Raw genomic sequence first — 16625 nt, 5'->3', positions numbered from 1 at the left:
TTACAGTTCCAAAAATAGATTGGTATTCATGAAGAATTTAGAGGAATTTTACACCCAGAAAGTTAAGGGTTTTGATGAAGATGTTGAAGCATTAAATAAAAAACTGTTTTTGTTTAGCACTTTACGCTTAATCATATTTTTAGGAACTATTGTTGCGGTTTATTTTGCTTCGGTCAATGCCAAATATGTAATTGGTGTTTTATGTGTTGGCATTCCTCTTTTTTTATTTTTGGTCACCAAATATTCGAATCTTAAGTATTTAAAATCTAAGAAAGAAGAATTAAAAAAACTCAATTTACTTGAGTTGAAAGTTTTGAAAAGGGATTATTCATTATTACATAATGGTAAAGAATTTGCCGAGGACACCCATTTTTTTAGTCAAGATATAGACCTGTTTGGTGAAGGTTCCTTTTATCAGGTGACTAATCGAACTAAATTGACTGAGGGTAGTTTACTGCTGGCTAATATCTATAAAGAAAATACTATTAATAATATAGCGGATAAGCAAGAGGCCATTACAGAAATGGGTGAAAAGGTTGATTGGCGCCAAGAATTTTCAGCAATGGCTGCTTTAACTAAAACAGAAACTTCTACCCATACTATTGCTAAATGGTTGAAACATTACAAGCCATTTGTGCCAAAGGCCATGAACTATATACCAATGGTTTTCTCGGTATTTTCAATCGGTATTTTCATTGCCTATTTCTTAGATCAAATACCTGAATCGTTTTTAATTACTTGGTTGGTTTTAGGGATAATTATAGTTGGGGTATTTACTAAAAAAGTAACTAGTTTAGGGCAGAGTGCTACCAAAATGAAATCTACTTTTGACCAGTACAATCAATTATTAGAAATGATTGAGGCAACAGATTTTACTTCCGTGTTATTAAAGAAGAAACAGGCTAATATCTTAAGTAAGGGAGAAAAAAATTCAAAAGTTCTTAAAAAATTCGCATCGCTACTAAGTAATCTTGATCGCAACAATAACTTGCTGTATCTAATTTTTGCCAACGGATTTTTTTTACGTTCGTTAACTGATTGTTTAGCAATTGAAAAATGGATTAGTAATCATGGCAGTGCTGTTGAAACTTGGTTTGAAACCATTGCTTTTTTTGATGCTTATAGTAGTTTAGGAAATTTCGCATTTAATCACCCTTCTTTTACGTATCCTAAGATTAGCAATGATGATGTGGTGTTAAAAGCAAAAAATGCAGGACACCCGTTATTAGACCCTGCAAAAAGTATTTTAAATGATATTACTATTGAAGGTGGTCAATTTTTTATAATTACAGGGGCCAATATGGCTGGCAAGAGTACTTTTTTAAGAACTGTTTCTTTACAGATTATGATGGCCAATGTTGGGCTGCCAGTTTGTGCTGAGGCGGTTACGTATTCACCCATAAAATTGATTACCAGTATGCGTACGACCGATTCTTTGACTGACGATGAATCGTATTTCTTTTCTGAGCTAAAAAGACTACGTTACATTGTAGATGAAATTCAGACCGATCGTTATTTCATTGTATTAGATGAGATTTTAAAGGGTACCAATAGCACTGATAAAGCATTAGGTTCTCGAAAATTCTTAGAAAGATTGGTTAAAAGTAAGTCTACCGGTATTATTGCAACACATGATTTAAGTTTATGTGAAGTGGCCAATGAGTATTCGGCAGTTAAGAATCATTATTTTGACGCTGAAATTATTGATGACGAACTACATTTCGATTATACCTTTAAAGATGGTATCTGTCAGAATATGAATGCTTCATTTCTCTTGAAAAAAATGGGGATTATTGATTAATATTTTTACTTGTATTTTAGGTACATCAAAATAAGCTACTGTCAAAGATGTATAGAATTCACTTTGTATTATTTGTCCTATTATCCAATTTATTATTGGCACAAAACGATATAGGTAATAAACTAGTTAAAGAGAAATTTTTGAAATATTTCGAATTACCTAGAGAGTCTGTTTTTGTTCATTTAAATAAGAGTACTTACATAGTAAATGAAGAAATATGGTTAAAAGGATATATTTATGACAGACATAATAGTAAACCTTTTCGACAAAGTTCAACGGCACATTTAGGTATATATGACGCGAATGGTAAACGCATACGTGACTATTTATTCAGGGCTAAAGATGGTTTTTTTAATGGAAATATTGAAATAGATTCTACCTTCCCAAGTGGCGATTATTATGTAAGAACTAGTACAAATTGGATGAAAAACTTCGAGGAAGATGATTCCTTTATTCAGAAAATTGTAATTCTAAATGAGGAACCAATAACGAAGCCTGCTTTAGTCGATAAATATCATGTTCAATTTATGCCAGAAGGGGGTAATCTTATAGAAAATGCGCCTAATGTAATGGGTGTTAAAATTGTAGATGATTATGGTTTTGGGGTAGATATTTTAGAAGGTTCTATTTTTGACACAAATAATGTTCAAGTCGCCAGATTTTCAACATCAATATTTGGATTAGGGAAATTTAATTTCAACCCAAGGAAGGGGATGGAATATATTGCAAAAATTAAGTTTAGTAACGGTAGCGTACAAACGTCAACTATTCAAAAGGCTGAGCCAATGGGTATTTCGTTGAGCGTTAAAAATGTTGATGATGAAAGATTAATCATTAGTTTAATTACTAATAGTGCTACGAAAGAATATATTCAAGACAAACCATTTAATCTGTTGATTCATCGAGATGGTAATGCGAATAGAATTCCAATTATATTTCCAAAAAACGAATTGTTTGTATCAAAAATATTGAATAAGGATGTGCTTATTGCTGGAATGAATATTTTAACCCTTTTTGACCCGAATGGAAAACCGATAGCAGAGAGGCTTGTGTTCAACCACTTAAATCTTTTGGAAGGAAAAGTAGAAGTAAATAAGTTATCGACGAAAGGGGATTCCTTAAAAATTCAAATTAAAGTGTTGGGTTTGAATAACGGAAAACAAAACTTAAGTGTGTCTGTTTTACCAAGTAGTACCATATCTTATAATCACCAGCATTCTATTTACAGTACATTTTATTTAAAACCCTACGTAAAAGGTATCATTGAGAATCCAAGTTATTATTTTAAGGAAATTACGGCTAAAAAGAAGAATGATTTAGATTTGTTGTTATTGACCCAAGGATGGTCAAAATATGATTGGAGCGACATCCTTAAAAGTCCGCCGAATCAATTTTATGAATTTGAGAATGGGGTTGATTTGGAAGGAACTATAAACAGTACGGGAATTTCTTCAGAGGATAAATTACTGTTGAGTTTTCCTGATAATAAGAGTATCTACTTAGATATCTTGAATAATCGATTTCTTGTGCAAAAGTATTTTCCGGTTAAAGGGGAGCAATTGAATTTCGCACTTATAAGTAAAAATGAAAAATTGACGAAACCGAATATTAATTTGAATGTAAGGTTTGGTGAAATTCCAGATAGAATTAAAAATATATGGAAGGAAAAAGCTGAAGTTGTAAATGAGAATACAAGTGTTGAAATGAAAGGGCCTGACTTAATTTATTTGGATAATACGATTAGTTTAAATGAGGTTACCGTAGTTGATGATAAGATAAAAACTGTTATTGAAAATAATGTATTTATTCCTAAGTATTTAAAAGGCAAGGTGACAGAAGTAACTGAAGATATTGAATTTAGCTTTCCGCTAATTAGCGATATAATTCGTTCTAGGGGTTACTATGTTCGTGAAGAGCTCACTTGGGGCAGTACGGATCGTGTAATTATTAGGGTACGAACGGTACAGTCTTTTGATTCAAAAAGGTCCATGCCAGTTCCTGTAATTTATTTGGATAATGTACGATTGACGAGTTTCGATTTGTTGTATAGAATGCCAACTAATGAAGTTGAAGGGTTTTTAATTGATAAAACAGGTGCGCGCGAAGGAATAAGAGGATCTGGTGGTGTTATTCGAATATATACAAGAAGAAGACCTAGAGATCTCGATGCTCAATTTGATAAAAGCGATGAAAACATTTTGAAGTATGAATTACGGGAGGGTTTTGAACCGGTTAAAAAGTTTTATACGCCTAAATACAGTTCTTACCTTTCTGACGAGTTTGAAAATTTTGGAACTATACATTGGGTTCCCGATTTAAAAATCAATGATAATGGAGTTGCTACATTTAAAATATTAAACACATTACAAAAAGATATTTCTTTTTTTATTGAAGGAATGAATGCAGACGGAAATTTAATTTCTTGGGAGCAAAACCTTTTGATTAATTAATGCACATGATTTTAAATTTATAAATGGATTCATTAACTCAAATTGTCCTTGGTGCAGCAGTTGGTGAAACTGTACTAGGTAAAAAAGTTGGGAATAAGGCGATGTTTTATGGTGCAATTGCAGGTACCATTCCTGATTTAGATGTGCTTACGCGCTATTTTATGGATACGGTTACTGCAACCGAGTGGCATAGAGGATTCAGTCATTCGATTTTCTTTTCGGTGTTATTTGCACCAATTCTTGGTTGGCTAGTTTGGAGGTTGAATCGCAAAGAAGATGCTTCTTGGAAAGATTGGTCTTGGCTTATGTTTTGGGGCCTTTTCACTCATCCAGTTTTAGATGCATTTACTACATGGGGAACACAACTCTTTTGGCCATTGAAAACCCGGTTGGCCTTTCAAAGTGTTTTTGTTATTGACCCTTTATACACCGTACCTTTTATCATCATCTTGATATTGGCAATGTTTCAAAATAGAACATCCCTAAAACGAAGAAGATATGTTAGACTCGGACTAATCATAAGTAGTTCATACTTATTGTTGACACTACTACTAAAAGGGATTGCTTTTCAGAAGTTTGAAAATGCGCTTGATATTCATGGTCTAGATTACATTCAAATGAATACAAGACCTGCACCCTTTAATACTATTCTTTGGATGGCCAATATTGAAACAGAGGAAGCCTATTTAATGGGTGATTATTCTTTTTTAGACTCCAAGCCCATTGCGTTTAAATCATACCCAAAAAATCACGAACTATTGGGAAGTTTAAAATCAAATGATAAGATAAAACGACTCATACAAATAACCGAAGGTTGGTATATCATTTCAGAAAAGAATGGCCAGCTCTATTTTAATGACCTAAGATTCGGATTAATTAGTATGGATGAAACTGATACTCAATTTGCATTCAGTTACAAGCTTGTACCCAATGGGGAAGATATAAGCGTTGAAGAAATGCCAAAATTTAAACGGGATGCTAAACGTCTTATGGCATCTTTATGGCTACGTATTTGGGGGAATTAAATTATTAGAATGGATATCCTATGGCAAAATTCAATGTCATGTTATTATCAACATTTCCAAAGAAGGGTGCATTCCATCGATTGTTTTCAGGTAGGTAAGGAACTCGTAACGGTGAAGCTAAATCAAGCCGAATAACAAAATTTTGAATATCTAATCGAAGTCCAAAACCTACCCCAGCCGCAACTTCCTTTAACCAATCTTTTTCAAACTTACCATCGGTAAAAAGGGTTTGAGAAAAGCTGCTTGTTAGTTGGTCATCTTCAATATCTGAATAATCGCCAGTTAGCCATACATTACCGGCATCAATAAAAAAGGCACCTTTTAAATAAGAGAATAAAGGAAACCGATATTCAACATTGGCTTCTAATTTTAAATTACCAGATTGGTCAAAATAATCTGTTGTTGAATTTTCAGTTTCGGCGTTAAAATTTCCAGGTCCTAAAGAGCGTATATTAAAAGCTCTTACACTATAAGGGCCACCGGAGTAAAACTGTTTTACAAATGGTAGGGTTTGGCTATTGCCATAAGGCACTCCCCAACCGGCATAGATCCGCGAAACCAAAGTGCGTTCTTTTTTCCATCGCATATAAAACCTTAAATCAGCATCAACTTTGGCATATTGAGCATATTCTGAGCCGAAAATGGTTTTTGAACTACCACTTACAAGATTTAACATGTTACCAGCTAAATCGAAATTTGTGGCAAAATAAAGAGGATATTCTTTATTAATGTTTGAGACTTCATCGTAGGTGAAACTATATAAAAGACCAGCAATAAATCGTTGCTCAAAGCTTAAACTTAAGAAGGGGTTGTCATCAAGTATCGTTTGAAACTCATCTGTTACATTCGTTAGTCGAGAATAATTAATACTAATGGGGTCTAACTGATGATATACATATTGGTTTTCTTTCCATGTATACCCAAAAGATGCATTTGCAGAACTTAATGTGAACAATTGGCTTCGCTGGAGAAAATCTAAGCCCAAAGAAATCTTAGTTTTAGGTACAGCATATTTAAATCTACTTGGTGAAAATGGAATAGACCTAGGAATAATAAGGTCTGCGTTTATACCACCTGCGATACTACTTAAACTCGAATTACTTCCGCTAGAAAGCTGAGATTCATAAGAAAAATTAGCTGAAACACTAAAAGTTTCTCCACCATTAAAAACATTTCTATTGCTATGGGTCAATAGAATTCCTGGGCCTGTAAATCCGTTAGATTTGGTTACGGCTTGTAATTCTGCCCGTATAGAGCGCTTTGTTAATGGTGCTAAATAGATATTGGCAGCCAAAGAACCACCATCACCATCTGTGGCAGTGGTGTCTAGCTCGGTATATTGAATATTTACATATTTGTAACTCCCTAATGCGGATAACCGGTTGCTAGTTTGTTTTGATATGCTAGCATCATACAAGTCACCTTTATTGAATAGCAGATAGGATTCTAGTAATTCTGGTTTAAAATACAATTCATTTTGAACAAAGTCGATACTGTCAATTTGGGTGACATTAATTTTTGTCAAAGGCAATGTATCTCCTTCAATGGAGTAATTTGGGTAAACCGTGATAGAATCAATTGTATAAGGAATAGAAGCACGAGCGGGCACATCTTTTTTAAGCCTTAGAAAAAGGTCAAACTTTTTGTTTTTATATTGATTGGTATCCGCTTCAAATATCAAAAGGTCTTCTTGGCTATTATAAAATCCTCGTTGTTTAAGACCGTTGTTTAATCGAGCTCTTTCCGTTTTTAATAAATCGAGGTCGAAACGGTCTCCTTTGACTAAAGCAGTTTCCGACAACATTTTTTCTATTTCCTTATAAATAGGTAGGGAATCTGATTCTAGATTGTAATTCTCCAATACATAAGGTTCTGGTAAACTTGCCGAATAATTCACGGAAGCAAATTTGCCGTCAACGGTCGTTTCTGAATCTGAGCGACTATAGAAGAAACCATTATTATCCAGTCTATTTAATATCAATTCTTCTACCCGTTCTGTATTTACATCTGAAAAATAAACAGGCGCTTCACCAAATGATTTATTCAAGAATTTATATAAAAAGCCAGGTTTTTCACGTTGTGCTTTGTAATGAAAAAATAGAGCGGGTTTCATCCCTAAAAAAGTAGCGTTTGGGTTTGGTTCTATAAGATTGAATAATTCTGTTTTAACCTCTTTACCGTCTTTTAAAGCACTTACTGTTTCTAGTTCAAGTTCAGCACCAGTGTATAATTGTTCACCTTCGGGTATATACTTCTCTATACCGCATGAATAGATAAACAAGAAAACCAAACTGAATAATGTTTTATATGTATAGTTGTTGTTTTTCAATAGTGTGAAATCAATTATTTTTTACTTTTTCTTTTTTCTGTTCAACTTCTTTTGATGGATTTTTTACGGGATTCTCTTTTTTCAACGGATTAAATAATTGACTGAACTTATTAAACTCACGGTCAAAAATAAAGGCTACCCCAGTAACGATCAATTGACCATCGATAACGTTTTGATATTCCTGTCTTCTAAACCCTTTTAATCTATAGGTACCTTCTTCGGTTAACAAATACTCTAAAGTTACATTACCGATTAAAGGTGTTGCCGTATCGCTCGACGAAGCACTACCTTCTACATCTACAGCACTGCCTGCGGTAACTATCAATCTATCATCAAAAAGCTTTTTACTGGCGTTTATATTAAGCTGTGTACGGCTTTGTGCTGTGCCACTCTCATAATCGTCAAAGCTATCTAAATCAAAGCCTAGTTGAAAACCGGTTTTACCTAACAGTTTGTTCGAAATGGAAGTTAGTTCACTAGAAAGAACTTTGTTTACATTATTTCGTGCAATAGATATTGCCCCACCAGAACTACCATCACTACCTGTAGTAGGGTAGAATCGATTGAGCGCCAATAATGAAAATACCTGCTTATTCAATTCAGATTCCTGTTGGTTCAGTTGTTGAATGCGGCCATAAACAGCTCCACCAAAATTACCTCGAGCATTTTCGGGCATATCCAATGCGAAAGACAGTTCTGGCTGCATAAGTTGTCCATCTATATTCAAATAGACCAAAAAGGGTGCAGATTGTTGGTAAGCGCCAGATACACTGCTATCTTGACCATAACTAATAGAAGACATTAAAGAAGCAGCCGAAGTTTCAATCTCATAAATAGCGGTCACATCCATTTTAGCATCATAAGGGTCACCACTCCAAACTATACTACTTCCTTTTTGTAATGTAAATTCGCGACTCACCAAATTATATAAACTGGTTCGATAAAAACCCGAATTAAGTTCTAACCTGCCAGATAAACGAATATCTTGGTTTGGGTCGATGTTTAGGTTTAGGGTTGCATCACCCGAAGCCTGTAATTTATCTTGTGTCTTTTCATCTAATACAATAGTAAATTTAGCTTCATTGCCAATTTCTAAGGTGGTGTTGATATCCATGCCAGCGAAGAACGAATTTGATACCTCACTGTCTTTACGTGTCAATATAGCATCAGGATTTTCTCTATTTACAAAAATGACAACACCATCACGCTCTTGTATGTCTAATTGGTCTTGTGGTACTAAATAAGTAAGGTCAGTAATATCTCTAACTCTGAGTTTACCATTTATGACGGGCAGTTCTAAATTACCTCCAACTTGTAAATCGGCACTAATACTGGCGATACCATACACTAGTTCATCATCGCCTTTTTTAGAATCTAACACTCTAAATTTATCGGTCTTAACGGTAAGGTCAAAACCAGGGTTTAATATGTTTTTTGTTGTAATTCGTCCATCTAAATTTAGTGTGCCTTGGTTGACATCATCAATTTTAAAGCTATTAAAAGTTATTTCATTTTGATTTATATCTATTGCTTGATCATTAATTACTAAAGCAGTCTTGTAAGAAGATAAGCTTAATCCAAAATCATTAAAGTTTAGTCTTCCAGAATATTTCGGTTCTGAAAGTGTTCCTCTTAAGAGTAAACTACCGTCAATATATCCTTTGGCATCAGTAAGTTGTTCCTTGGCAAACCCCTGTATTATGCTAGCTTCCAATTTTTGAATGTCAAGCTCCATGTTTAGGTCTGCGGAAGTTTCTTTTGCTGTATAATCGCCTGTTAAGGTCAAATTGGCAGCGCCATCTTTTAATGCTAAATCGAAGTCATATTCAGTCAGTGATTTTGAAGAAGCATCTAGCGTTAACGTACCTAACGGGTTAGATAATATGTGAAAATCTTTGATATCAATATTGGCCGTCAAACCAGTTGCTGCATACGGATTAAGAATCACAAAATCGCCTTCTACCTTGCCTTTTGCTAAAGCTTCATCAGGATTGAAAAAACTTAGAAAGGTCTGCAATTGAAAATTTTCGAATAAGATACCTATATGGTCCACTTCCATTCTAGGAACCTTAGTAGAAATTTCCAATTTTTGAGAATTTCTGCTTAGTATAATATTTTGAAAACCGGTATACGACTCTGCAATTACTATGTTGTTATCTTCGGGTATTTCCCATTGTTTATTGTTGAGTGTCAAATTCTCAGGATATATATGCAGCTTCAGTGTATCTTTTTGAAATACTAATGAAGATGATATATGCATTACTTGAACTGTGTCATTTTTAGAGTTAAAATCTAAAACGAGTTGTTTGTTTTTAAGACTTCCCTCTAGGTAGGTTTGTTTTAAGTGAATCGGGTCATAAATTAATTCGGCTATACCTGCTGAGAATTTAAGGTCAAGAGAATCTCCTTTTAAAAAGGCATTTAAACTATCTACAGAGCTTCCAGCGTAAGTTATATGTGGCACTTTTACTTCGGCTGAGATTCGTTGTGTTCTTGAATTGAAGCTGGCGTCGATATTCAAGGAATCTAAGTCTTTTACTCCATTGAAAAATACTTTCGATAAAACTGGGGTTGGTACTATCGCGAGTGCCAGTTTTGCCTCGATGCTATCTTTTGGCTCATAAGCCAGAGTGTCATTTGTGAAGTAATGTTCTATTTGTTTTTTAAGGGCATCTGCAATACGATTGGGTGATGCATTCGATGAAAGTTCCCCATTTAGAAAGTTGCTGCGTATAGAAACATCGGTAATAGAATCTTCAATATGCGCTCTTAATGTTACTGTTGAAATTTGATATTGTTCGTTATCCGCTATTGCAATACCATCGTTTATATCAGTCTTAATAGTAAAGTTTGAAGGTGTTCCGGTATAATTTCCATCTATATTCGCTGCAACTTTAATGTTATTCTTTGTAAGTCCCAACTTTTGCAAATCTGCTCCAATAATATTTGAACTAAATGTAATGTCATTATTTTCTGATTCTAAAACAAGAGTAGATATGGCCTTCATGTTTAAATTAGGGTCATTGATATTGGCTGTAACTTTTCCATTACCATCTTTCATATTACCAGAAATATCAATGGTCTTATAGGTATAACCGGCGTATTGAAATTGTGAAATGATTCCTTCAACATCTGCGTTTATAGTGCCTAAAGTTGTACCGGAACCTGAGCCTTTTAGGCTGAGGGATAATTTGCCCAATTGTTCGTTTTGAAGAAGTTTATTTAATTGTAAACTATCGACCGAAACTGCACCATTGAAACGCATCATTTTCCCAAAATCAACCTTGGCTTTAACATGAGCATAACCTTCGGGTATTTTGATATCTAAATCGGACTTTACCCAAGTTGTTCCTCCAGATAGGCTGCCTGTGGCTACTAAGGTTTCTGGAACCGAAATTCCGATTTCTTTTGACGATATTAATTGATTTATATCATTTTTAGTGCTTGATAAGTTAATATTGTTCAAGCTGTATTGAAGTGAATCTACATTGGTCAGATTGTTTATTGATCCTTTTGTGGCTAATTTAGTGTTAGGTCCCCATTGTAATTTGGTATTAAGATTATCAACTTTCTTTAAGTTTCCTTCAGCTTTAAAAAAGCCTGTTATGTTATGTTTTGATAAAGAATCTAAGTATTTATTTTGGGTAAGTTCGGGTGCAAATTTTAGTACATCGCCAACGTCTATAATTAGGTTTGAAATTGAGGCGGATAAGGTACTGTTCTTCGGATTTTTGAATGCTTTGTTCAATGATTGAAATTGAACTTTTAAATTTGCCTCTGCCGAGCTTTGGTTTATTTGAAGTATAACATCTGACAACAAAGCATACGTGTTGGTCAACCCAGCTTTAAAAGCTAATTGATTTAGATGAATACCGCTTGGCTCAGAAAATAAAAATTCGGACACATCTAGGTTAAACTTTTCTGGATGATATTCAAAGTCAGATGCGCGTAGTTTTAACTGTTGTATTTGAAATGCATTTGAGTCAAATAGATTTTCTTTTTGTTGGGTGTTGTTTAGCGTATAGGTAAACGAGTTTTTCTGAATCTCTATGTTCTTGGCCGCTAAAATAAATTCGGGCCATTTAAAGCTCGTATCTGCGTTGGTATTCTGTACTATAGTTTCCTCAGTGGTCAGATTTAGTTTAATGTGAGAGTCATTAAATATTAGATCATCTGTTTCGTATTGATTATCGGCAACATTAGCCAAAATATTAGTCAGATTAATTGTTCCTAATTTTAAATCGGTATTGAGGCCATCTGGTTTACCATTGTAATTGACTAAAAGATTATTTATGCTAAATTCATCGACTTCAATATAAGGCAACAACGTACTAGTAGTGTCTTCACTCACAGGAAATGGATGTGACTGTAAATAGCTGAATTGTGTGTCATTTAAGGAGAATTCGTCTATCGAGAATTTCATCTTTTCCAAGTCAAATTCATTAACATTAACAGCTAGTTTCCCTAAAATAAGTTTTATGTCCGTTCCTAAGTAAGCATCATTATAATTCAACTCCCAATCAGATAAATTTAAGTCACCCAATGAAATCTTCATTGGTTCAGTAGTTGTAGCATTACTATCGGTCGGAGCGGTTAATGCATCTATTAGAAAAGAGAAGTTAAATTCGGCTACCTTATTGGTTCTGCTGATGTTTGCTACAACACCATTGGAAATAACCCCATCTATCGATAACTGATTCTTAAATAGAACGGGGTAAATAGGAATGTCTGCTTGAAGTGACTTGGAGTAAAATAAAGTGTCACCCTTTATATCTTCTAAGTAAATTTCTTCTGCTTTTAAATCTCCAGAAAAAGTTAAGAATAAATTACCAACGGCAACCTTTGTATTCGTCTTATCTGAAATGTACTTGGTTACTTTAGAAACAATGAGATTTTGAGCCCAAGGGGTTCTAATTACCAAAACTAAAATAAAAAATAGTATTAAAACACTGAGAATAATCTTCCCGAAGAGTTTTAAATATTTTTTAATTTTTAGATTTTTCATGGTCATATGGTAAACATTTTAAGATTGAATAGTCATATTCAATTCTGAGCTTTGATAAACTAAGATCCAAGCTGCGCCATAAAACCTGTAGCAATTATAATTAGTAGTACTATTATGATAACCAGGTTATAAAACCTTCTCTTCTTTTTCTTGGTTTCTTTAAATGTTGCCATAATGATGCAAAGTTAAGACTACTGTACTATAATTTTAACTTATTTCGAATTAAGATTATCTATATAGCTATTGAGTTTCTTGCTAAAATCTCCTTAATTATTTTATGGTGTTTTTACTCATCGATATATATCTTCATTCTAACTACACTAAAGTTGGTTTTAACGATAAGTCATAATTAAGCATTAATGAAGTAGATACCTTTGGAGTGTAGAAAATGATAAATTAAGAATTTCACCAAATTATTCTACATATGAAATCGGTTAAAAATATGACAAGATGTTTAGGTTATTTTGAAACAACCAGTAAAGATGAAATTTATGAAATCTGTAATTATAATATTACCAATACAGAGTTAGATTTAGAAGCTATGGCCATATAATAATTGTTTAAGTAGTTCCCCCAAATCTGTAAAGGACCAATAGAAATATCGGTCCTTTTTTATTTAAGACCTTTTACCTGAATGTTATGGAAGCTATCTGCTTGTAAGCGTAACAATTCTTCTGCTTTTTTCTTTTTGTACCCATATAACTCTTCTTCACCTTTCAAATCTTCATAAATTTTTTGGTTGATATCGCCATCTGTAGAAACAATCAATTTACGCTGTGCCACTTTTTGCGCAACCCATGATGAAAGAATACTTTCCTCTTCTTCTAATTTTATATCATACTCACCCTTTGGGGCTAATAATTTGACAATTATTGGAGAAGTCTCGATTGCCAAAAACAATAGGAAAATAAAGAATGATGGTAACCAAGGCAGTTCATCTAAAGCCGTAATTCTTGCCATTAACCCGTCAAAACCATCAATAATGGGTTGGGAGTTTTTTACTACTTCTGCATATTCAATATTTAATGCAGTAATTTGAGTTTCAATACCAGTTATTTTTTCAGCATTTGCTGCTTTTAGTTCGTTTAATTCAGTCAAAGCGGCATCATGCTTTTCACGTTTTTCTGCATACACCGGACCTTTTCCTAATAATTTGGTGCCTGCAGTGCCTTCGGCTTCATTAATGTAGACATCATACAAGGCATTTGTTTCGGCTTCTTTAGTTGCTATTTCTGATTTTAGGGCAGCAATATCTTGATTTAATTTTTCAGCTTGTGGAGTGTATTGTAGCGCTAATTGTTCTTTATTGGCTAAAGTCAATTCATTTTTTTGTTCTAATAATACTTGATTGATTTCCTTTTCAAAGATTTTCATCTCTAGAGGTTTAGAAATTACTATTGCTATAATAACGGCTAATAGTATTCGTGGAGTAGCTTGAAAGAATTCTTGACTAAACTTGTTTCGCTTTTTTATGGTACTAACAATGAATCTATCTAAGTTGAAAATCAATAAACCCCAAATGAGACCGAAGAATACTGCGGTATACACATTATCGAATACCGTAAAAAGCGCATAACTACTAGCGATAAATGCCATAACGGCCGTAAAGAATACTGTGGCTCCTATACCGGCATACTTGTTTTGTTCTCCTTTAGAACAGGTTTCTAAGAGTTCGGCATCTGCCCCAGAGCAAAGAATAAAAAATTTTTGTATCATGATGATTGATTTGTTTTTTGACCCACCTTACGGCAGGCAAGTTGATGATGGTGTATAACGTGAGAACGTAACTATTTAATTTTTGGTACGCAAAAAGCCCTCGAAAAGAGGGCTTTAACATATGTTTGACGTTATTTCTATTCGATTGTTACAGGGTCTTTTGTAATTCGAACAATTTGCTTGCCGTTTTTGTTGCGCGATTCAATATTTAACTCTTTGTTTTTCTTTAATAAATCAATGGCTTTGTCTGAAGAAACCTTATCATCTTCATACATAAAAGTAGCTCCTTTTTTTGCTACGTCAATAACGTAGTCTAAAGGTGAAGGTGGTGTTGGTGTTGGTGGGGCAGAAGGTGGTGGTGGAATGTTACTTTTCTCTCCTTTTTTTACTTTAGGGGCCATTCGTGCTTTTGGAGGGTTTACTCCAGAAGGTTCAATCCTTGTTAAGGTGTTTGAGTCATTAGGGTCTTGGGTCTATATTATTCTTTTTATTTCTTTATCTGCATAATCAGAAGTACTAGGTGCCTTTGGAGCTTTTGGTGCAGGCGGTGGCTCAGGGAAATCTGGGAATGGTTGCGCTGATGCTTTTTGCTTTTTAGACATTATGCCATAGATATAAGTTAATTGGTCTACATCTGATTTTAGTATTCTAATGTTGCCATTTATCCCTATCATCTCATTGTATTTTTTTGCCAGTTCATTATATTCAAGTATTTGTGCTTTTGTTGCGCTTTCTTGATTTTCTTTTGGCAAACATTCGGGAAAAGGTTGCGCGGTCTCTTTTTGAGTAGCACTCATATTTCTGTACAAGCTTTCCAATAAGTTTAAATCATTAAAAGGGATGACCCTTTCTGTAATTGGAATGGCATTGTATTTTTTAGCTAATGCATTGTACTTTTCAATTTCTAGATTTATCTCCGAATCAGCAATATGTACACTACTTGTAGTATTTTCTTTTTCGACGATAGTTTTGGTTTCACTAAAACCTACAAGTAAAACTGTGAGTAAGGGGAGAAGTAGTGTGCTTCTCAAAACAATCCCTTTTGTTGATGTTTGTTTTTTCATGATTGTAAAACGTTTTTTGATTGATGAATAATTGATGGCATTTGACAGCGGCTGATACTTCTTTTCACTATCGGGTGATAAGTACGATAGTAACGTATTCTTATAAGATGTCTGGTCGATGTTGTTTTCTAATACGGATTGATCTGCCAAAAACTCGTGATTTAATTTTATGGCTTTTTTAGACAGATAAATCAATGGGTTTACCCAAAGTATAACTTGTAAGAGTTCTACAAAAAGAACATCTAAACTGTGTTTTTGTTTGGCATGGGTTTCTTCATGTAACAGGACTTCTTTGGGAATCTGATTGCTTTCAAATTTAGATTTATTGAGAAAAATATAACTCATAAAGGTATGAGGTGTAATTTTTTCTTGTAAGAGTACTTGTGTTATTCTAGCTAATTTATGCTTTGGGTTTTTACGTATTCTAGAAACTATCTGTAATAGGTTTCTCAAGAATTTTAAACCAAAAAAGAAAAGTCCAACAAAATAGATGCTCCACAGTAAAGGAGCTACATCTAAAACATCCGTTTCTAATGCTGGTGGTACATTGATGATATCTTCTGATTGTTGAACAGCTTGTTCTGTTGCGTTGGATATTTGATTTACAGGCTCAGGTTCAACATATTCTGTAAATACCAAGGCAGGGACTATTAGTGAGAATAGTAATGCGCCAAGCAAATAGAACCGTTTTAATCTATGTATACTTTCCTTTTCTAAAAATACGTTGTAAAACACGTACAGAATAGCGAGGCAGACCGTGGATTTTAGAATATATACTAGCATAATTATTTCTTTAATATTTCACTATCTATCAATTTCTTTAAATCTTCTAATTCGGTTTTACTCAAATTGGTTTCTTGGGTGAAAAACGAAGCGAACTGACTTGCACTATCGTTGAAAAAGTTTTTAATGAGTCCGTTTACGTGTTTTGAGAAGTAGTCTTTCTTTTTCACAAGCGGAAAGTATTCTCTACTTCGTCCAAATTTTTTGTAATCAATAAAGCCTTTATCAGTCATACGTTTAAGAAGAGTTGCTACCGTAGTGGTGGCAGGTTTAGGGTTTGGATAAGCGTCAAGCAAATCTTTCATAAAAGCTTTCTTCTGTTTCCAGAGGATATTCATTAATTCTTCTTCTGATTTTGACAACTGCATTTTCTACAAGTTTAGAATGTATTCTACAAACATAGAACAAATATTTTAATTCTACAAATGTAGAGGCTAAATATCTATTTTTGC

General features: G+C 33.8%; 10 protein-coding genes. 4 read left to right on the top strand and 6 right to left on the bottom strand.

What is annotated here, in order from left to right; translation table 11 throughout:
* The first annotated feature begins 28 nt into the window (after positions 1 to 28).
* The 3 genes from AAC084_RS20030 (at position 29) to AAC084_RS20020 (ending at position 5276) form a co-directional block, all read left to right on the top strand.
* Positions 29 to 1801, top strand: coding sequence for a DNA mismatch repair protein MutS (locus tag AAC084_RS20030; protein ID WP_339842069.1), 1773 nt, complete (start codon positions 29 to 31; stop codon positions 1799 to 1801).
* Positions 1802 to 1941: 140 nt separating this feature from the next.
* Entirely contained in the window at positions 1942 to 4251 is a 2310-nt protein-coding gene (locus AAC084_RS20025; RefSeq protein ID WP_339842068.1) for a hypothetical protein, read from the top strand.
* Positions 4252 to 4274: 23 nt separating this feature from the next.
* A complete protein-coding gene (locus AAC084_RS20020; protein WP_339842067.1) occupies positions 4275 to 5276 on the top strand; it encodes a metal-dependent hydrolase in 1002 nt (333 codons plus the stop codon).
* Between the two features lie 4 nt (positions 5277 to 5280).
* On the opposite strand, the gene AAC084_RS20015 is transcribed toward AAC084_RS20020, so the two are convergent.
* A complete protein-coding gene (locus AAC084_RS20015) occupies positions 5281 to 7605 on the bottom strand; it encodes a BamA/TamA family outer membrane protein (RefSeq protein ID WP_339842066.1) in 2325 nt (774 codons plus the stop codon).
* A gap of 10 nt (positions 7606 to 7615) precedes the next feature.
* A complete protein-coding gene (locus AAC084_RS20010) occupies positions 7616 to 12610 on the bottom strand; it encodes a translocation/assembly module TamB domain-containing protein (RefSeq protein WP_339842065.1) in 4995 nt (1664 codons plus the stop codon).
* A gap of 424 nt (positions 12611 to 13034) precedes the next feature.
* Here AAC084_RS20010 and AAC084_RS20005 point away from each other — a divergent pair, with 424 nt between their 5' ends.
* Positions 13035 to 13163 (top strand): hypothetical protein, encoded by a 129-nt coding sequence (locus tag AAC084_RS20005; protein ID WP_339842064.1) that lies wholly within the window; start codon positions 13035 to 13037, stop codon positions 13161 to 13163.
* 59 nt (positions 13164 to 13222) lie between these two features.
* Here AAC084_RS20005 and AAC084_RS20000 read toward each other — a convergent pair whose 3' ends face one another.
* The 4 genes from AAC084_RS20000 to AAC084_RS19985 form a co-directional block, all read right to left on the bottom strand.
* Entirely contained in the window at positions 13223 to 14326 is a 1104-nt protein-coding gene (locus AAC084_RS20000; protein ID WP_339842063.1) for a DUF4407 domain-containing protein, read from the bottom strand.
* A gap of 137 nt (positions 14327 to 14463) precedes the next feature.
* Complete coding sequence (locus tag AAC084_RS19995; protein ID WP_339842062.1) at positions 14464 to 14727, bottom strand: hypothetical protein; 264 nt, start codon at positions 14725 to 14727, stop codon at positions 14464 to 14466.
* A 72-nt stretch (positions 14728 to 14799) separates the two neighbouring features.
* A complete protein-coding gene (locus AAC084_RS19990; RefSeq protein WP_339842061.1) occupies positions 14800 to 16173 on the bottom strand; it encodes a M56 family metallopeptidase in 1374 nt (457 codons plus the stop codon).
* A gap of 2 nt (positions 16174 to 16175) precedes the next feature.
* Positions 16176 to 16541, bottom strand: coding sequence for a BlaI/MecI/CopY family transcriptional regulator (locus tag AAC084_RS19985; RefSeq protein WP_339842060.1), 366 nt, complete (start codon positions 16539 to 16541; stop codon positions 16176 to 16178).
* Between the last annotated feature and the right edge of the window lie 84 nt (positions 16542 to 16625).

It is taken from the genome of uncultured Maribacter sp., assembly GCF_963977385.1.
In the GTDB taxonomy this organism is placed as follows: Bacteria; Bacteroidota; Bacteroidia; order Flavobacteriales; family Flavobacteriaceae; genus Maribacter.
This window is presented reverse-complemented; position numbering and strand designations above follow the sequence as displayed.